General features: G+C 58.2%; 18 protein-coding genes. 4 read left to right on the top strand and 14 right to left on the bottom strand.

The genetic code is table 11. The features are described 5' to 3' along the window. Window positions 1–363 precede the first annotated feature (363 nt). The 5 genes from JHD59_RS12415 to JHD59_RS12395 all read right to left on the bottom strand — a co-directional run bounded on the left by JHD59_RS12415 (window position 364) and on the right by JHD59_RS12395 (window position 5,770). A complete protein-coding gene (locus JHD59_RS12415) occupies window positions 364–1,761 on the bottom strand; it encodes an acyltransferase (protein ID WP_199154470.1) in 1,398 nt (465 codons plus the stop codon). Between the two features lie 173 nt (window positions 1,762–1,934). Beyond that, the gene (locus JHD59_RS12410) at window positions 1,935–2,534 is read right to left on the bottom strand and encodes a cupin domain-containing protein (protein ID WP_199154469.1); all 600 of its coding nucleotides are present in this window, start codon (window positions 2,532–2,534) and stop codon (window positions 1,935–1,937) included. A 62-nt stretch (window positions 2,535–2,596) separates the two neighbouring features. Continuing rightward, window positions 2,597–3,631 (bottom strand): aldo/keto reductase, encoded by a 1,035-nt coding sequence (locus JHD59_RS12405; RefSeq protein ID WP_199154468.1) that lies wholly within the window; start codon window positions 3,629–3,631, stop codon window positions 2,597–2,599. Between the two features lie 40 nt (window positions 3,632–3,671). Continuing rightward, window positions 3,672–5,057: an MFS transporter gene (locus JHD59_RS12400; RefSeq protein ID WP_199154467.1), complete on the bottom strand. Its 1,386-nt coding sequence runs from the start codon at window positions 5,055–5,057 to the stop codon at window positions 3,672–3,674. Between the two features lie 95 nt (window positions 5,058–5,152). Further along, window positions 5,153–5,770 (bottom strand): TetR/AcrR family transcriptional regulator, encoded by a 618-nt coding sequence (locus tag JHD59_RS12395; RefSeq protein ID WP_199154466.1) that lies wholly within the window; start codon window positions 5,768–5,770, stop codon window positions 5,153–5,155. Window positions 5,771–6,192: 422 nt separating this feature from the next. Here JHD59_RS12395 and JHD59_RS12390 point away from each other — a divergent pair, with 422 nt between their 5' ends. Next, on the top strand, window positions 6,193–6,951 hold the full coding sequence (locus JHD59_RS12390; RefSeq protein ID WP_199154465.1) for an ABC transporter substrate-binding protein: 759 nt from the start codon (window positions 6,193–6,195) through the stop codon (window positions 6,949–6,951). Between the two features lie 19 nt (window positions 6,952–6,970). Here the strand turns inward: JHD59_RS12390 and JHD59_RS12385 are convergent, their stop codons facing one another. The 9 genes from JHD59_RS12385 to JHD59_RS12345 form a co-directional block, all read right to left on the bottom strand. After that, window positions 6,971–7,978: a substrate-binding domain-containing protein gene (locus JHD59_RS12385; RefSeq protein WP_368671581.1), complete on the bottom strand. Its 1,008-nt coding sequence runs from the start codon at window positions 7,976–7,978 to the stop codon at window positions 6,971–6,973. Between the two features lie 563 nt (window positions 7,979–8,541). Continuing rightward, a complete protein-coding gene (locus JHD59_RS12380; protein WP_083339090.1) occupies window positions 8,542–8,814 on the bottom strand; it encodes an AlpA family transcriptional regulator in 273 nt (90 codons plus the stop codon). Window positions 8,815–8,937: 123 nt separating this feature from the next. Continuing rightward, complete coding sequence (locus JHD59_RS12375; protein WP_199154464.1) at window positions 8,938–9,318, bottom strand: hypothetical protein; 381 nt, start codon at window positions 9,316–9,318, stop codon at window positions 8,938–8,940. Between the two features lie 273 nt (window positions 9,319–9,591). Then, window positions 9,592–11,847 carry a replication endonuclease gene (locus tag JHD59_RS12370; protein WP_199154463.1) on the bottom strand — a complete coding sequence of 752 codons (2,256 nt, stop codon included), beginning with the start codon at window positions 11,845–11,847 and terminating at the stop codon, window positions 9,592–9,594. Continuing rightward, entirely contained in the window at window positions 11,844–12,311 is a 468-nt protein-coding gene (locus JHD59_RS12365) for a hypothetical protein (protein ID WP_199154462.1), read from the bottom strand. Before JHD59_RS12365 ends, JHD59_RS12370 begins: the two co-directional genes overlap by 4 nt. A gap of 16 nt (window positions 12,312–12,327) precedes the next feature. Continuing rightward, window positions 12,328–12,507, bottom strand: a complete 180-nt coding sequence (locus JHD59_RS12360) for a hypothetical protein (protein WP_199154461.1) — start codon at window positions 12,505–12,507, stop codon at window positions 12,328–12,330. Window positions 12,508–12,600: 93 nt separating this feature from the next. After that, the gene (locus JHD59_RS12355) at window positions 12,601–12,888 is read right to left on the bottom strand and encodes an ogr/Delta-like zinc finger family protein (RefSeq protein ID WP_199154460.1); all 288 of its coding nucleotides are present in this window, start codon (window positions 12,886–12,888) and stop codon (window positions 12,601–12,603) included. Between the two features lie 5 nt (window positions 12,889–12,893). Then, a complete protein-coding gene (locus JHD59_RS12350) occupies window positions 12,894–13,340 on the bottom strand; it encodes a YmfL family putative regulatory protein (RefSeq protein ID WP_081571676.1) in 447 nt (148 codons plus the stop codon). A gap of 47 nt (window positions 13,341–13,387) precedes the next feature. Beyond that, on the bottom strand, window positions 13,388–13,537 hold the full coding sequence (locus JHD59_RS12345; RefSeq protein ID WP_199154459.1) for a hypothetical protein: 150 nt from the start codon (window positions 13,535–13,537) through the stop codon (window positions 13,388–13,390). A gap of 411 nt (window positions 13,538–13,948) precedes the next feature. Here JHD59_RS12345 and JHD59_RS12340 point away from each other — a divergent pair, with 411 nt between their 5' ends. From JHD59_RS12340 to JHD59_RS12330, 3 genes are all read left to right on the top strand, one after another. Beyond that, window positions 13,949–14,272, top strand: a complete 324-nt coding sequence (locus JHD59_RS12340; protein ID WP_199154458.1) for a helix-turn-helix transcriptional regulator — start codon at window positions 13,949–13,951, stop codon at window positions 14,270–14,272. A gap of 136 nt (window positions 14,273–14,408) precedes the next feature. Next, complete coding sequence (locus tag JHD59_RS12335) at window positions 14,409–14,798, top strand: hypothetical protein (protein WP_199154457.1); 390 nt, start codon at window positions 14,409–14,411, stop codon at window positions 14,796–14,798. 162 nt (window positions 14,799–14,960) lie between these two features. After that, window positions 14,961–15,677 carry a hypothetical protein gene (locus tag JHD59_RS12330; protein ID WP_199154456.1) on the top strand — a complete coding sequence of 239 codons (717 nt, stop codon included), beginning with the start codon at window positions 14,961–14,963 and terminating at the stop codon, window positions 15,675–15,677. The last annotated feature ends 416 nt before the right edge of the window (window positions 15,678–16,093 follow it).

The raw sequence follows: 16,093 nt of genomic DNA, 5'->3' as shown, positions 1-16,093 counted from the left end.
CCGAGCCGGGATGGTGACCGAGTTGATCCGATCCATGGGAAGGCTGGTTCGCCGCTGCTGTAGGGCTTTGCACTTGAATGCCCAGCAGGTGATCCCGGTCTTGCTCATGAGGGTGGCGCAGACCGCCAACAGGTTGGCCTGGACCTCTTCAATCAGCGACACGACTTCGTCAGCATTTCATTGCCAGTAATGCAGCACGTCGGCCAGCAAGATTTCGTCTTTGTTGAGGGAGTAGGCTCGCGGCAGTTCCTCACCGCACTCCGCCAATTGATAGGCCTCCGGGCTGGAAGTGCACTACGGTAGCAACGGCTGGTCGTTTCAAGCAGTTTTTCAAATCACTCAATGAATGGGAGTCGTCACCTTCTACCCAGTTTTATGGGATAGCACTCTCAAGTTGCGCGATCTGAAATGATGCAAAATTTTTCTCATCATCGGGGCTTCTACATATCGATACATGAAAGACGCGCACGTGACTGACAAGATCAGCGCCATGGCGATCAGCGCGATGCCTGCCGGCAAACTGAACTTCTTGCCCGATATCAGGTTCAAGAAGCAGAACAGCACCAGAAAATGAACCATGTAAAACGCGTAGGAAATCTCCCCCAGCCATACCGAGGTTTTTGCGCTCAGAAAGCTTTTCCTGGCTTCGAGATCATCGTGGGCGATCGAGACGATCAGCAGACTCACGGGAACGATATAAACCACGCTCATGCTGAACTGGAATGGGATGAACATCGCCCCAACATAGCTTGTTAGCAACAAGGCGAGCGCGGCGGATTTTGGCATGACGGGCGCCCGGCCATCCTGCAGCAGGCGCGCGATGAACATCCCGGCAAGAAACTCAAACAAACGAGTAGGCGGGAAGATGTACGAGGCCCAGAACTGTTGTTGTGAGATCGGGAAGGCACGCATCATCTGATTCGGTTCTACCCATATATAAATATATCCTTGCACCAATAGGGCACCTATCGTCACTAGCCCCCATGCCGGCAAGTCGAACCGCCTGGGTATCGCCTGCATCAGATTCAACAGGAAAGGAAACAGCAGATAGAAGAAGGCCTCGATACACAGAGACCAGCTAGGCCGATTGGCCACAAAGAAGAATTTGACGTCGTTTACCCAGGTATTCGCCAGCAGGAGGTTCGATGACCAAAGTTTATACCCTCCCACTGTCACTGCGCCGATGACAAATGCCATCGCCCAGGTCAGGCAATGAGTCGGGTAGATCTTTGCGAACCGCCGCAGATAAAAGTCGCCAACGGTGTCATGGTCCTTGGCGGACCATACCATGATGAACCCGCTGAGAATGAAGAAATACGAAACGCCCAGCCAGCCGCCCTTGCTGACGATCAGGGCGAACACACTTTGGGTGGTTGGATCGGCAAACGGGGCGAGGTCGCTTGGCAAAGAGGCGTGGAATAGGAAAACCAGAAGCGCCGCCCAGAATCGAGTGCCTGTGAGCGAGGGCAGTTTCGGGCGAACCGGCGGCTTGCCTCCCTGGATGGCCTGATCGACCTCGTGCTTGCCGAGCCCCTTATCTTCTGCGCCGACCGTTGTTTCACTGATCGTTTCCGAACTCATCGTTTTCCTTTGCTGCCGTGCGTTATATTTTGTATCCGGGTAGAAATCGGTGGGGTTTGTATTCGTATTGAGCGCGCCTGCCGACGGTCGCTTGAAGAGAACGCCAGTTGCCAGCGCACGTTGCTTGGCGCTGCGATATTGCGTTATGGAGAAGTCCTGGTCGAGTCTGCGCGTGGACAAGGCATAGCGCTAGCCATGCGCTTGGGCGATCAATGCCGCTCGTGGCAAAGTCGCCGCTCGCATGTCTAAATAGCCGACAAGGCATTGCCATCGGACGCGGTCGAGACATCCGTCCGGGGCAGTGGGGCGGCGCGGCATATCCGCCTCCCCGCCGCGCGGATGTGGAACAGGTGTCAATGCAAGACGATTTGGTTGCCTGCGCTGGTTGGGTAACTGGAGCCGGACGGGGCTTGCAGTTCGATATGGTCCTGATATTTGCTGCGGATTTCGGCCAGTTCGGTGGGCTTCAGCGGCGTCACCGGCTGTCCGGCTGGGACGGACGTGGCGCGAACGTAATCCTCAAATCCCGGTTGGGGGAAAATCCAGATGACGGTTGCCGTGCTGTTGGATTTGTTGGCGATATTCATCCAGGTGTTGGCGGGCGCGTAAATGATGCTGCCGGCCGGCACTTTGCGTGTTTGATCGCCAATGCGGGCTTCGACCACGCCGGATTGAACGATGACGACCTCTTCCGAGTGATGGTGGCGGTGCGGCGGTATCGCATTGCCGGGAGCGATATCTTCGGTGCCGATGGAGAAATTCTTTGAGCCCGTGGTGGCCGGGGAGACTTTGATCGTCATCGGATAGCCCCAGCGTCGAGTCAGCTGTTCGCCTTCATCAGGAGCCAGGATGGCGATGGTGGGTTCCATCGCGCTGGCTTTTTGGATGCTGGTGGCGAATGCGAACATCAGGCTCAGGCCCTGCAGGGCCAGACATACGAGAGATTTTTTCATTTGATCATCCTTGTTTCATCATTGTCGTGGCGTAGGTCGCCATCTGGGTTTGGGGAGCGTGGTCAGCGGCCTATCATGCGGTCGTGGAAGTCGCTGTAAACTTGGCTGCGGCCGAGAGGTGACTGCAGATAGGAGTAGGGGAATATCGGGTCGGGCTGGTTAATGGAGTCAACCTGCCGCAAAATCTCGGCCGTAATGTCTGTTTGCAGGCACGCCAGATTCTGTTCCAACTGCGCCGCGCTTCTCGATCCGACAATAGGAATGGCGGTGGGGAAGCGGAATTGAATCCAGGCGAGTGCGAGGTGGGGCATGGGGATCGAGGCGGCTTGGGCGATGTCGGCAAGGCGCTGACTGATGGTTAGGTTGCTTGCATCGGCCTGCTGCAGCCATTTGAAAGTATCCAGGCGCCGCGGCGCCGAATCGGATGCTGGCTGATTGTATTTTCCAGTCAGAAGGCCTCCGCCCAAAGGACTCCAGACGACAGGGGTCAGCCCCAATTGTGCTGCCATGGGCAGCAACTCAAGCTCGGCGCTGCGCTCGATCAGGGAGTATTCGAACTGGACGCCGGCGAACACGGTCCAGTTGCGCAGTTCTGCGATGGCATTGGCGCGCGCGATCCACCATGCCGGCGCATTGGATATGCCGAGGTGTAGAACCTTGCCAGCGCGAACCAGATCGTCGAGCGCCCGTAACGTCTCTTCGGGCCGGGTATGAGCGTCCCAGGCATGCAGCCATAGCAGGTCTAGGTAGTCGGTATCCAGGCGCCTCAGCGAGTTTTCCACCGATTGGACGAGGTTTTTCCGGGCGCTGCCAGACGCGTTGATGTTGGCGCGATCCGTCGTCAGGCCATATTTGCTCGCCAAGACCAGAGACTGTCGCCGAGACTTGGCGAACCGACCGATAAAGCGCTCGCTGCTGCCGTCGGTATAGGTATTGGCGGTATCGATGAAATTCCCGCCCAGATCGATATAACGTTGGAAAATCCTTTCGCTCTCTTCCTCAGTCGCGCCTACGCCTCGTTCTATGCCAAAGGTCATCGTGCCCAGCGCAAACTGGGAAACTTTCAGACCTGTTTCTGCTAGATTGACGTATTTCATTTAGCGTTCACGTCCTTTTCTACGTTTTTGCCATCGCCACTTAATGGCTGGGGCGCAGTACGGTGTCGTCGCTGATTGCGGCCCGCCAAGTCATCACGCTGGCGATGGCTAGGAAAACGACGACGATGCCCAGCGCCAGGCCGAGTTGTGGTTGATTGGGATGCGATGTGGCGATGGCGCCTAGTATCGATGTGCCCAATACACCGCCGGCCTGTCTGGAGGTATTGATCAAGCTGCTGGCGGCGTTATGGTCCTGCTTGTCGCTATGGCTGAGCACCATATTGGTCATGGCTGGCACGCACAGGCCGTTGCCTAGCGCAAAGACGACAAATCCCAGCGCGGCATAAAAATAGGGGGAGCTGGCCTGATAAGTCATCAATGGAATCGCCCCCAAAGCAGACCATGAGGTCGCTGCAATCACCACGGCAGCTGCGCCATACTTGGCCATCACTTTGCCCGCGACGAGTCCGCTCATCATCGCGCCGACTACCGTCAACGGCATGAAGGCCAAGCCAGTCGCCAAGGCGCTGTAATGGCGCGTGTTCTGGAACAGCAAGGTGAAGACCAGCAACAAGCCGTATAGGCAGAAGTTACAACTAAAGGCAGTGAACAGGCCGGCCCGAACCAGTCCCTGGGTCAGCAGGGCGGGGGGGATAACGGTCTCTCGCCGCTGGGCGACGGCTTGGCGCTCATGCGCGATGAACAGCGCAGCGCTGATCAGGGCGATCAGGAAGCCCGCAATCACGTTCGGTTGCTGCCAGCTGGTTTCGCTGCTGGCGATGATCGAATACGTTGCCGCGGCCAGGGCCATCATGGCCGCGAATTGGCCTTTTAGGTTCCAGCTGCGCGGGTGCCTCTCCATCTTGGGAATGTTGGGCGCGCTGAGCAGCAGCGACAGCGCGCAAGTCGGCAGATTGATGAAGAATATGCTGTGCCATCCCGCCAGGGCGATCAGCGCGCCGCCCACCACCGGCCCACCGGCAAAGGCGATGCCAGTGACGCCGGCCCACATGCCAAAGGCGCGCGCCCGCTCTTTCGGTTCGGTATAAATGTGGCTGACGATGGACAGGCTGCTGGTGGCGACCAGCGCGGCACCCAGACCCTGCAAGGCACGCGCGGCGATCAGCCATGTCGTTTCGTTGGCGAAGGCGCAGCCGGACGATGCCAGCGCGAACAGAACCACGCCCCAAATGAAGGCGTTACGCCGTCCAATCCGGTCGGCGAGCGTGCCGCATAGGATCAGCAGACAGGCCAATGCCAGCGTGTAGGCATTGAGAATCCACAACAGGGAGTCAAACGAGGCATGGATGCTGGCGCGGATATTGGGCAGCGCCACATTCAACACGCTGGCATCCAGTACAATCAGCGCAGCCCCGATGTAGACGCCCGCTACAGCGCGTCGTCTTTGGCGGTCTGGAATGGTCATGTCTCTCATCTTTATTAATTGGAACCAATTGATTCCAAAATATCGAAAAAAATGGAGCGCGCGCAGCAAGGCGTGTCTCCCTGCGTTATGGAAAGCTATTTCAGCGCCGCCGCGGCGATGGCCGCCACCTCGACCATCTCATGCTCCTGGCAGCCCGTCTTGCCTAAGACTCTCATGCCCTCAATGGTGCAGAGCAAGAAGCGCGACAATTGGTCGGGGTCCTTTTCGATGGCTACGCAGCCTTCCGCTTGCCCCCGGCGGATGGCTTCCGCCAGTAATTGGCGCATGCGCTCGAACATCTGCCTGACCCGGAGCGTCACTTCTTCATCGTGAGGCGCCATCTCGCAAGCTGCCGACACGACAAAACAGCCTTTACGGCCCTGCTGTCCACTGGACAGCGCGGCATATTGCCTTAGTGCGTCGTGTATGGCTTCCGCAGCGGGCAGTCGGTCCAACTCCGCCTTCAGGCGGGAAAGGCCGTCTTGCATATATTTGTCCAGGGCTGCCACATACATGGCGTGTTTGTTGGAGAATGCCTTGTAGAGGCTGCCCCGCGAAAGCCCCATGCCGTGTATCAAGTCTGGAAGCGAGGTGGCGGCATAACCACGCTCGTTGAACACGGCAAGGGCAACCCCAATCGCCTCGTCGACGTCAAACTCGCGCGGACGCCCGGGAGGGATGTAGCCAGGATTTTTTTTTGCGGGACTGTTCATGTGCAGATAGTAGACTGATCAGTTCCAAAATGTCAATGGGATCGCTATGCGAGTCCAGTAAATGCACGATAGTGGATCGGTAGGAAAATCTCTTGTATCAGATTATCTACATCCTGTCCTGAGAATGAGCGCCCGGGCTTTTTAGTGGCGCAGACATAAAAATGTCCTCCAAACTTGGAGACCATCCTTCTCATATCGACTCGAACCCGTCGCGGCAGTAGTGGAGATGATGGCTACAATTGACAGAAAAGGTCATTGCAATGGGCGACACGATTGGACATCGATATCGCCATGTGCGGGGTTGACGGGTTGCGGGTACGCATTGCGTTGTTAACACGGTGAATTCAGGCAGGGGCAAAGGGGATATGTGGCGCGCACAGCTGGGTCGGGGGCGAAAGGGTAAGGAACGATGCTGGCCGGCCATGGGGATGCTGGTGGCGCTTGCCATGGCTTCCGCGGCGGCCCAAGGCTCGCCGCTGCGCGCTTGCGCCTCCGATGCGGACTTGCCCCCCTTCGTATTTACGTCGTTGGCGGGTTTTGCGGGCGGGGCGCAGAACACAGGCTTGGCCATCAATGTATTGCAGCGTAGCCTCATGCGTGCCGGGCGCGAACCCGCAGTCGTCGAGCGGCTGCCCTGGCGTCGCTGCCTGGAAACCGTTGCCTACGGCCAGCGCGATATTGCCATCAACGTTCCAAGCTGGGAATTGGATGCCAAGAGGTTTCTGGCTACCGATGCGTACGCTGAGATTCACCACGTGTATTTTTACTCTGCGCAGAAGCATCCAGGCGGAGCCTTGCTGCACTCGTCGGCGGATCTTAAGCGCTACATGGTGTGCGGGCTGTTTGGCAGTCGTCTGGACGCCTTCGGAATCGCGCAGAATCGCCAGGATACCGGTTCAAAAAATGAACGCAATGCCATCAGCAAGATCGCCGAGGGGCGCTGCGATGTTTTCATTGATATCCGAGAGGTGGTAGACAGCCTTTCCGCGCACGACGCGGGGCTGAGAGACCTGTTTGCCATGCCAAGCATTCGCCGCTTGGACTTGCCTGACGACGTCCCTACAGGCCTTCATTTCGAACTCAGCCGCGCGCTGCCCGATGGCCGCTACCTGCAACGGTCGTTCAATGCCACCATTCGTGACTTGATTCGTAATGATGAGATGACGCGCATGACCCCGTAAGTGGCCATGTCGGCGCGGCTTATTTGGCTGATTTTCCAAAAACCGTTTTTGCTGCCACCGGCATCAGCTTGTCCACATTCCGGGCGGTTGCCACCAGAATCGGCACCAGGATCTCTTTCGCCGGCTTGTGTCCGTGCAGATACGAAACCAGTGCGCCGGCCGCGGAGCTTCCCATCAGAAAAGGTTGCTGCATGCCGACGGCAACGAGAACATCGTTTTTGAGCAACTGGGCGACTGCGGGCATGGCGTCGAAGGATACGAGCAATATCTGCGTTTCCTTGCCGGCTTCCTTGATGGCGCGTGCTGCGCCATCCACTGGTTGGTCGGTTTCAATGAAAAATCCCCGTATTTTCGGATGGGCCGCCAAGATATCCTTGGTATAGCGATAGGTTTCTTCGGCCGAGTAGTCTTTCATTTGCCGCAGAACCGTTTCAGCTGCAAAGCCGGCGTCTTTCATCGCGTCACGAAAGCCATTGGTTCGATCCTGCCCGTTCTTGCGAGTCAGTTCGATGGTGACCATGCCATAGCTGCCATTGTTCCAGCCGCGTGCTTTCATCGCAGAGGCCAGCTCGACGCCAACGTCGTATGCGCCGCGGTAATTGTCCGATTTGACGAAACTGACATAGTCGCCCCCATTGGTGCCGATGTCCGCGATGGCGATGGGAATATTGGCGCGCTTGGCCAACTGGAGCGCATCCTCGGCCGATTGGCTGTTGGTGGGCGAAATCACGATGCCGATAGCCTTGCGGGCAATGGCCTGGCGTACATTGCTGAGCTGTGTGTCTGCGCTGAGTCTGCTGTCCAGTTCCGAAAAAGTGTAACCATTCGCGTCTGCGACCGATTTGACACCCTTGCCAACGGTATCCCAGAAGGGCAAATCCGCTTTGGCGGTAATGTAGACGAGTTCAGCTGCGTGGCCGCTGCAGGGGCCTAGCCCGAGCCATGCCGTGAAGACGGCTTTGAGGGCGTAGCGGAGCAAGGAAGCCAGGCCCGAGGGGCTGGTTGTTGAAATCGCGTCGCTATTCACCTTGCACTCCCTGCTGGCGATGATCTTCAGTGATGGTTTTTATTCTAGATAGTTTCGTCCAAGATGCCATCACCTGCCCCGGATATGGCAAAGACCGTGTGTACTGCGCGGGGGGATGTCTGGAGCGGTTGGCAGGCGGCGAGCCTCATCTGGTTTTGGTGGGGCACCCTTGAGCGGCGCTTCCGGATAGGCCTCCAGGGACAGATTTTTCCTTGCCTGCGAAATGGTATTTCAGGCGCCGCCCGACTGTCACGGTTCCCAACCCAACCGAAACGGAATGAAAAAAGCCGCCAAACCCTTGGTTTTGGCGGCTTTGCGGTCTATTTAGATTTTGGCTGAAACCAAATCTTCGCGCGTCAGCAGCTTGTGGATTTTGCATTTAATACATTGAAATTTATAAATTTATTTTTTCTTGAAAAATTTATACCCCGTCATATACCCCCATATTTTGGTCACGGAATGGGGACGAAATCGCTGAGGTTGCACATGAAAAAAGCCATCCTGGCGGATGGCTTTGATTCTATGGTGGATGTGGTTTCTTCACCAGGTTCCATGTAGGACCGTCATGCAGCTCTTATTAAACCCGCGCATTCGAAGCGCCACTTTATCCAGATTTCCAGGTGCGATTCCAGGAAACCCACGGACCCACCGCCCAGTGGGATAGACGGAGGGAAGTTGCCGGCCGCAATCCAGTCATAGAGTGTGGTCTTGGTGATGCCTACGCGCTCCAGCACCACATCGCGGCGCAGGTAGCGGTCGCCTTTGATTGGTCCTTGTCCGTGCCAGGGGCGGGCGGGTTTTTCGTCGTCCGGTGCAATTTCAATCTTTGTTGTCATGTTGGTTCTCGCGGTTGTTGGTTGGCGGCCATAGGTGAGCGGCCTTGCCGGTTTTCAGAGGACGGCGCCCAGGTTGATGGGATGGGCTGGCCGCTCGCCTATGGCCGCTGTGCGGCTGGTTGATCAGATGCTTTCCACCACCAGTTCCAGGTTGGTGCGTTCTTCGTTGGCGGCCAGGATCTGGAAGCGGTCCCGGCCTTGGGCGTCTCGGCCGTTGGCGACGAGCCGGCGCTCCAGGGCGTTGCCGGCCAGCGTCACCACGTAGCGCTGCAGCGGCAGCAGGTCGATGGGCAGGCGCAGCACGAGGTAGGGCACGAAGCCGGCGCCGGCCTGGGCGCTGGCGTCCAGCTCGATGTCGCGCAGCCGGCGGGCCATGCGCTCGGCGCGCTCGATGTTGCGCAGCTGGCCGTTTACAGCGTTCAACTCGGCGCGGTAGCGGCCGACGGCGGCTTCCATCAGCCGGGTGTAGAGGTTGGTTTGCGGTTGGATTGCTACGGTGTTCATTGCGTTTGCTCCTGTCCGTTTATTGAGTTCATCCGTGGCGGCGTTAGTCCTGTCAGCTCTTTCATTCGCTCCAGCAGCTCATGAAACCTCTTGTCCGCAGGCTCAAAGTTCCGGCTCAGTACATGCCGGGCATTCTCAATTTCTCCGTCCTGCAGAAAACTACAAACCACTACTGCGCAGCTGGTGCGGTAGCTCTTTGCCTCCTCATAGGCATCCCGTAACGCTGCGAAAAGTTCATTCCTATCCGGCCCACACATACGTCCTCCTCGCCGCTCACGCGCGGCCTGCTTGGTTGATCCACTGCCGCGCCCTGGCGGTTGCCTGGGCCAGCTGTTGAGAAACGGCGATGCCTGGGCCGCCGGCGCTCCAGCGCTCGTCGCGCGGGCGGGTTTGGCGGCGGCGGGGCTTATCGGTGCCCAGCGCCTGGGCGCGGATGGCGTCTAGCACTTCCATGCCTTGGCGGTGCGTCATGCCCAGGTTGGCGGCCAGGCGGCGGTTGATCTTTTGCATGCGGACGCGCTCGCGGCTGGCTTCGCGCTGGCGCTCCGCGGCCAGCTGGTGGGCCTCGATGCCGCGCTGCGCCCACTCATGGACAAACTCCGGGAACATCCGCAGGTAGCGCTGGTGCGCCTCATATTCGCGGCGGGCGGCCAGCTGCTCGGCGGTGAGCAGGTCGCTGTCGTCATCCTGGCTTTCCGCCAGCACGCGGTCCGCCTCGCTGAACAGCCATTCCGGCTTGGGCTCGCCCTGGGGCGGCACTTCCAAAAACGTAGAGTTATTGACACGAGTCCAAGGGGAAGCTGCGCTTCCCTCAACCCCGGCGGCCTTGCGGCTGATCTGCCATTCATGGACGCGGGTTTGCGCCAATTGGCCGCTGGCAAGCTCAACCACGCCAAACACGCGCTTTTGTCCCGGTTCGCCGTAGCGGTTCTCCGCCGGCTGGCTGTCGCGGGCCGTGGTCAAGGGCATCTCGGCGCGCTTGGCCTCATGGCCGCCCATCAGGTACACAAAGCGGCCCCAATTGCCGGTGTCGGCGGCAATGGCGGCATGCATCAGCACGTCCTCGGCGTCGGCCGCTTGATAGTCCCAGCGGCGCAGCTCGCGCCATACGCCCACCGGCGGGCCGCCAATCTGCTGGAACTGGCGGATGCCCCAATGGCTGGCCCAGGCATCCACGCGGATGGCGGTAACGGTGGCATCGGTCGCGGCAGCTTGGTCTTTGCTCGCGCCATCGTCCGGGCCGGCCACGCCGGCGTGGTCCAGCGCTTCAAAGTCCACGCCCACGCTGTCGCCGTTGTGCTTGGCGCCGTCCACGTTCTTGGCGATGTACTTGGCGATGTAGCCGGCGGCGGTGCCGCGCTTCCAGTCGATGGCCTCAAACGCCACGCGGGCCTTGATGCCCTTCCACACCCAGCGCGGCGGGTTAGCCCAAAAATCCGCCTCGTTGCCGATCTTGGCGGCAATGTCCGCCAGCTTGCCCTTGGCGCCGTTGGCGCGCAGGCCGCGCGCCGCCTGCATGGCATCGGCCTTAGTCAGCGCATAGCGCAGGCCCAGCTCTTGGCGGTCTTCACGCACGGCATAGCGCGCCACAATGGCGCGGAAGGCTTTGACCTTGTCCTTGGCCATGAACAGCAGCGCATGCATGTGCGGCGTGCCGTCGTGGTGCGGCTCCGCCACGCGGAAGCCAAACGGGCGGACGCCGATGCGCGCCATGGCGGCGGTAATGCGTGACCACACGGTTTGCAGATAGTCGCGGGTGTCGATGGGCGTGGCGCCGTTGTATTTGGCGTTGCGCTTGCCGCTCTTGGCATGGCGCGGGTGAAATTTGCTGGGCGCGGTAACGGTGATGAACTCGCCGGCGTATTCCAGGCCCACGGCGATATGCTCGAAACCGGCAATCCGCACCATCAGTTCCGCGCGGCGGATTACCGGGTTACTGGTGCTGAGGTCCGCCAGCTGTTGCAAGGTGTATTCCTGGCCTAGCTCATTGATGGCGGCCAGCGCCTCCAGCAAGCCGCGGTTGCGGCGCTTCTGCTCGCGGCGGCGGGTGATGGCGTCGTGGCTGGCGTACAGGCCGTGGCGGCGATGCACCAGCCCCAGCTGGATGGACAGATGCTCGCTGCGGCGGGCATTGGCGCGGCGCAGGGCGCGGCGCCACCACAAGCTGCACGCCACGCGCTTGGCGCGGCCTGCATTGGTTTTACCGGCCGGCGGCTCCACGCCATAGCGGGCGCAGTAGCGTTCCAGCTGCTCCATGTTTGCGCCGCGGCTGAGCAGCTGGTCCGCCTCAAACGCGCGTTGCTTGGCAAACTCCACCAGCTCCATCTCGCACGCGCCCAGCGGCAGCGCGTCGCGCGGCATAAAGCGGGTGAGGTCGCGCAGCCAGGCGTTGGCCTCGGCCTCGCGCGGGTCTGCCTGATCCTGGGCCAGTGCCAGGGGAGCGCCCCGGCGCTGGCGCCACTCGCGGCCAATCGCCCGGCCCAGGTGGCGCGGGAAACGGTCCAGATCAGGCAGGCGGCACGTCTTCATGCGGCGCGCTCCTCGCGGGCGGCCGGCGTGGCTTGTGGCAGATCGGCGCGCAGCGGCAGGCCGCCGCGCAGCAGCTTGGCTTCCGCTATGCGGGCCTCAGGCAGCATGTTCTCAATCGCTTCTATCACCATGCCCGGCTGATGCATGGCCAGCTGGCGCAGCTGTAGGCCATTCAGCAATATCTGCTGATTGATGGCGCGTTCCACTTGCGCCAATACCTGGATGGCGTCCTGAATGTCCGCCAGCGCGTCCAGCTGCGCAGGCGTCAGCACCTTGGCTTGCAGCTCGTCCACCGCCACCAGTTGCGGCCCGGCCACCTCGCGGCGCAGCGGCTCCACCGGCAGATGCACCGGCGCCAGTTTGGCCTGGGCTTTTTTCTGCGCCTCATGGCGCGCCGCATTCTCGCGAGCCATGTTCACGGCGACATCGCGCCAGGGGGATTTAACGGTGGTAGCGGCATTCATGGCGATGGCTCCAGAATCAGGCAGGCAAAACGCACTGCAGCGCGATCAGCAACAGCACCAAGGCGCAGCAGCCCAGGTATTCCAGCCACTCGCCCAGGCCGGCAAACTCGCGGCCGGCGGTGGAATAGCAGGCGGTGCCATTGGCAAAGCGGACATAACGGAGCTTGGCAAGGCGGGGCGCTTTGGGCTGTTGCATGGCGTTTTCTCCTGTGTGCTGCGTTTTTTGGGCGTAAAAAGCCCCCTCGCACGGCGCGGTGCGATTTTTCAATGAGAGGGGGAGGGGGAGGGCTTAGGCGGTCAGGCCTGGCAGCTCTAGCTGGTTTTCCGTGTCGGCCTTCTGGCGGCGCAGCTCCAGCTGCATTTCGATGAGCCGCTGCTTGGTCGCCATCGGAATGTGGATGCCTGCCTTCGGCAGTGCCGGCGGGCTGAGCGTTTCGCGCACGGTGCGGAATAGGGTGAAGTTATGGCCGCAGACAATGTTGGTGCATTGCAAATACTCTTCCTGCGTAAGCGGGGACAAATAGCGACTGGTACGGGTGTAGGCGACGCAGTTGCAGTGGGGGCAGATAAAGGCCATGGTGATTAGCTCCTGCAGAACACTTGAAAGGTCAGATGGTTCATCTGCGTCACCTTGGTGCAGATGGCGTCGCGGATGGCCTCCAGGCGCTGGCGTTCGCGCTTGTCCACCTCGCCGTCGCGGGTGGCTTCGCGCCATTCGCGCGCCAGGCGGCCCACTTCGTCCACCAGCTCCATGTACACGCGCTGGATTTCTTCATCGTCCACCGCTTCCACGTCCGGCAACGGGATGAACACGCCGCCGGCCTCCGCCGCCACGGCCTCGGCAAACAGCGTGGTGCCGCTAAAGGCTTGCATCTGCATGGCCTCATGCACGGAAACCGCTTGGCCCTTGCGTTCGTACACGCGGTTTTCCAGACCGTCCTTGCTAAAGCCCAAGGCCGCCGCCATGGCGGACCAGCCGCCAGCCATGGCCTTGCACATGTCTTGATACGCAATCCTGAGTCTGTCCATCACGGTTTCCTTGCTGTGCCTGTGCGGCTTTTTATGTGGGTGCGGCTTTAATGCTGGTTCAGCGCGGGCGGCAGCTGGCGGTATTCGTCCAGAGCAGCCACGAGCTGAGCTTCGGTTTTGCACTTCAGCATGTACTTGGCGGCATAGGCGCACACGCCGGCAGTCATGCCGTAGTGCATGGCCAAGTGTTGATTCAAAGCCTGATGCTGCTGGGGAAAGGTAGTTGCCACAGTAAGCCCTCCGGTTCGGTGGTTATGCGCTCAGCGCGGCTAGGGTATGGTTTGCCCACTCCGTTAGTCCGCGCTGAGCTAGAAAGGTAGGAAGTCCAACAAGGTAGATTTCACGGCTGAGACTGCTTTCCGACATTGCCAGCAGCTCCTTTAACTTGGTGAACAAGTAGCGCTCCGGCGGCAGTAGGCGCATCTGCACAACCTTGGACTGAGTCACTCCGCGCGGGCCGTAAACCGGCTGGTGCTTCTGTGCGTTCGTGGGCATATGCAGTACCATCTACAGAAATGTGAATATGAAGTGCATCGTACTAAATAAATCTTTAGATTGCAAGCCGTTGCCTAAAGAAAACTGTACCTGTGCGCAGATAGGGAGCTGCTGTGAGCATTGGTGAACGACTGAGAGAAGAAAGAAATAGGCTGGGTCTAATACAGCAAGATGCCCAGAAAATAGCGGGCGTGAGCTATGTCACGTACTTGGCGTATGAGCAGGGCAAGAGCTTTCCCAATGCTGAAACGCTCAGCAGCCTCCACTCTGCCGGCTTTGATGTCCTGTACGTTGTGACAGGTGTTCGCAATAGCTCGACGTTGTCAAACGAGGACAGCAGCCTGCTGGCTGATCTGAATCAAGTGGACGAAAAGGGGCGCACACTGGCCGTTACCACCATTCGCAGCCTGCTGGATACCTACAAACGCTTGTCGTAGGTCAACCCCACCCTCCTAAACAGAAGCCCGGACTTAGCCGGGCTTTGTCATATGTGATTCACATTAATCAATCATGGTATCCTTGCTTTTCAAATGGCATTTTGTGCCAGCAAGAACAAAGCTCCGGACATAAACAGTGAAACGTCTATCATTTTCGCAACTTATTCCGCTTCTCAGCCTCTTGCTGATAATTCCCCCTGCGTTTGCCAACAACACTGCCGAGCGCGTCTTAAAAGCACTGATGGATGCGGGTATCGTCGCCAGTCATCATCCGTATAGCCGCGCCAAGCCCAACAAGCGCCTCTCGCAAGAGGCGATTTTTCATTGCCTTGGCGTCGGCGGTGCTTGGGGTGAGCCACCGCCGAGGGGTAACACAAACACCTCCGTCATGCAGACCAAGTATGAAGCGCCGACGAGCATGATGCGGCGTGGCTTGGTTAGTTGGGACTGGGTGGTACAGCGTCTTTCCTGCCGCGCATTAAAGGCGATGTCCGACACGATCTTGGCCGACTCGAACCAGTTTTAGAACCCTGCACCATGTATTTTTTAATGCACTGTTGCAATTGGTTTTGGCTTCTTCCTTTCGTGGAGAGGTACTATCTACGGATATTTAAATGGGCAGGGGTGAGACTGTAAGGGAGAGCGAATTTGATACTTTATCTTCATTTAAAATTTATAGGTTTGAATAATGGTACATAAAAGAGATTTTATCTCTCATCATGCACCCGCTTTGTTTGATCGTGCGGAAGAGTGTCAGAGGTATAAGCAAGGGGTGGCAACGGTGGTTTTATGTGTTTCTAGTATTGAGGCCATGCTGAATGATCTCTGTGAGTGGTATCGATTCGTAATTAAGCACGAGTCGACTTGCCCAAATTTAAACCCGAATAGTAATAAATTATTTGGGGGGGAATTTAATGAGACATGTGTTGCTTCTTTTCACTATATTACCAAGGAGGAGAAGGGTGTTTTTAATTTGCTGGAAACGTTAGAGAGTGAGCGCAAATCGTTGGAATGTAAAATAGAAGAGATTTTTAAGTTTTCAGGAAATAAAGCACCTAAGGGAGATTTGATTTGGCAGGATTTTAAAACGTTGGTTGAGATTAGAAATGGAATTGTTCATGCAAAAGGAGAGCATCTGTCTCAAGAAAATCCATTGAGTGATGAGAGGCGTTCTGGAATTAATGGGTATCCTGATTTTGTGGGTCGCTTGATGAGACGTGGTTTTATTGGAGGGTCACACTCGCTGGATAGGGGGGGGAGTTGGTTTGAGTTGGTTGAGCGAAATGAAAAATTCTTGTCCTGGTGTCTTGATGCTACTCGGAAATTCGCTACTATTTTGCTTAGAGCCTTACCTGACTCGAATGTGACTGACATTTTTATAAGGGAGGCAGCCTTTTACCGCTGATCATGTATATAAAAATGCTCATAAGGGGGGCTTCCTCAGGGAGGATCCACTGCTTTGTTAGTTGAAAGGTTGGCGGGAAGGGGTGTAGGTTGACAGCGGCATTTTTCATCCACCTTTGGGCCTTTCAAGAAGCGATCTGTCAGAATTTAACAGGAGTTGAGGATGCAAAAGTACAGCAAATTATTGTTGGGCGAGATACAGAGAATTACCGATGATTTTGATAAGGCCCATTATCTGGAAAAAAAATCCAGATCAATTTCCTCTATTCTGTCTCTTATACACATCTGACGCTGCCGACGACAGCACGGAGGTGTTGATGTCGGGGGTGGGGGGGTGAGTGAAAAGGGGGGGGGGGGGGGGGGGGGGGGGGGGGGGGGGGGGGGGGGGGGGGGGGGGGGGGGGGGGGGGGGGGGGGG

Origin of the sequence: Chromobacterium sp. ASV23, from assembly GCF_016428945.1 — a bacterium.
GTDB classification, from domain to species: Bacteria; Pseudomonadota; Gammaproteobacteria; order Burkholderiales; family Chromobacteriaceae; genus Chromobacterium; species Chromobacterium sinusclupearum.
Note: the sequence above shows the minus strand (reverse complement) of the source record. Positions and strands in the feature narration are given on the sequence as shown.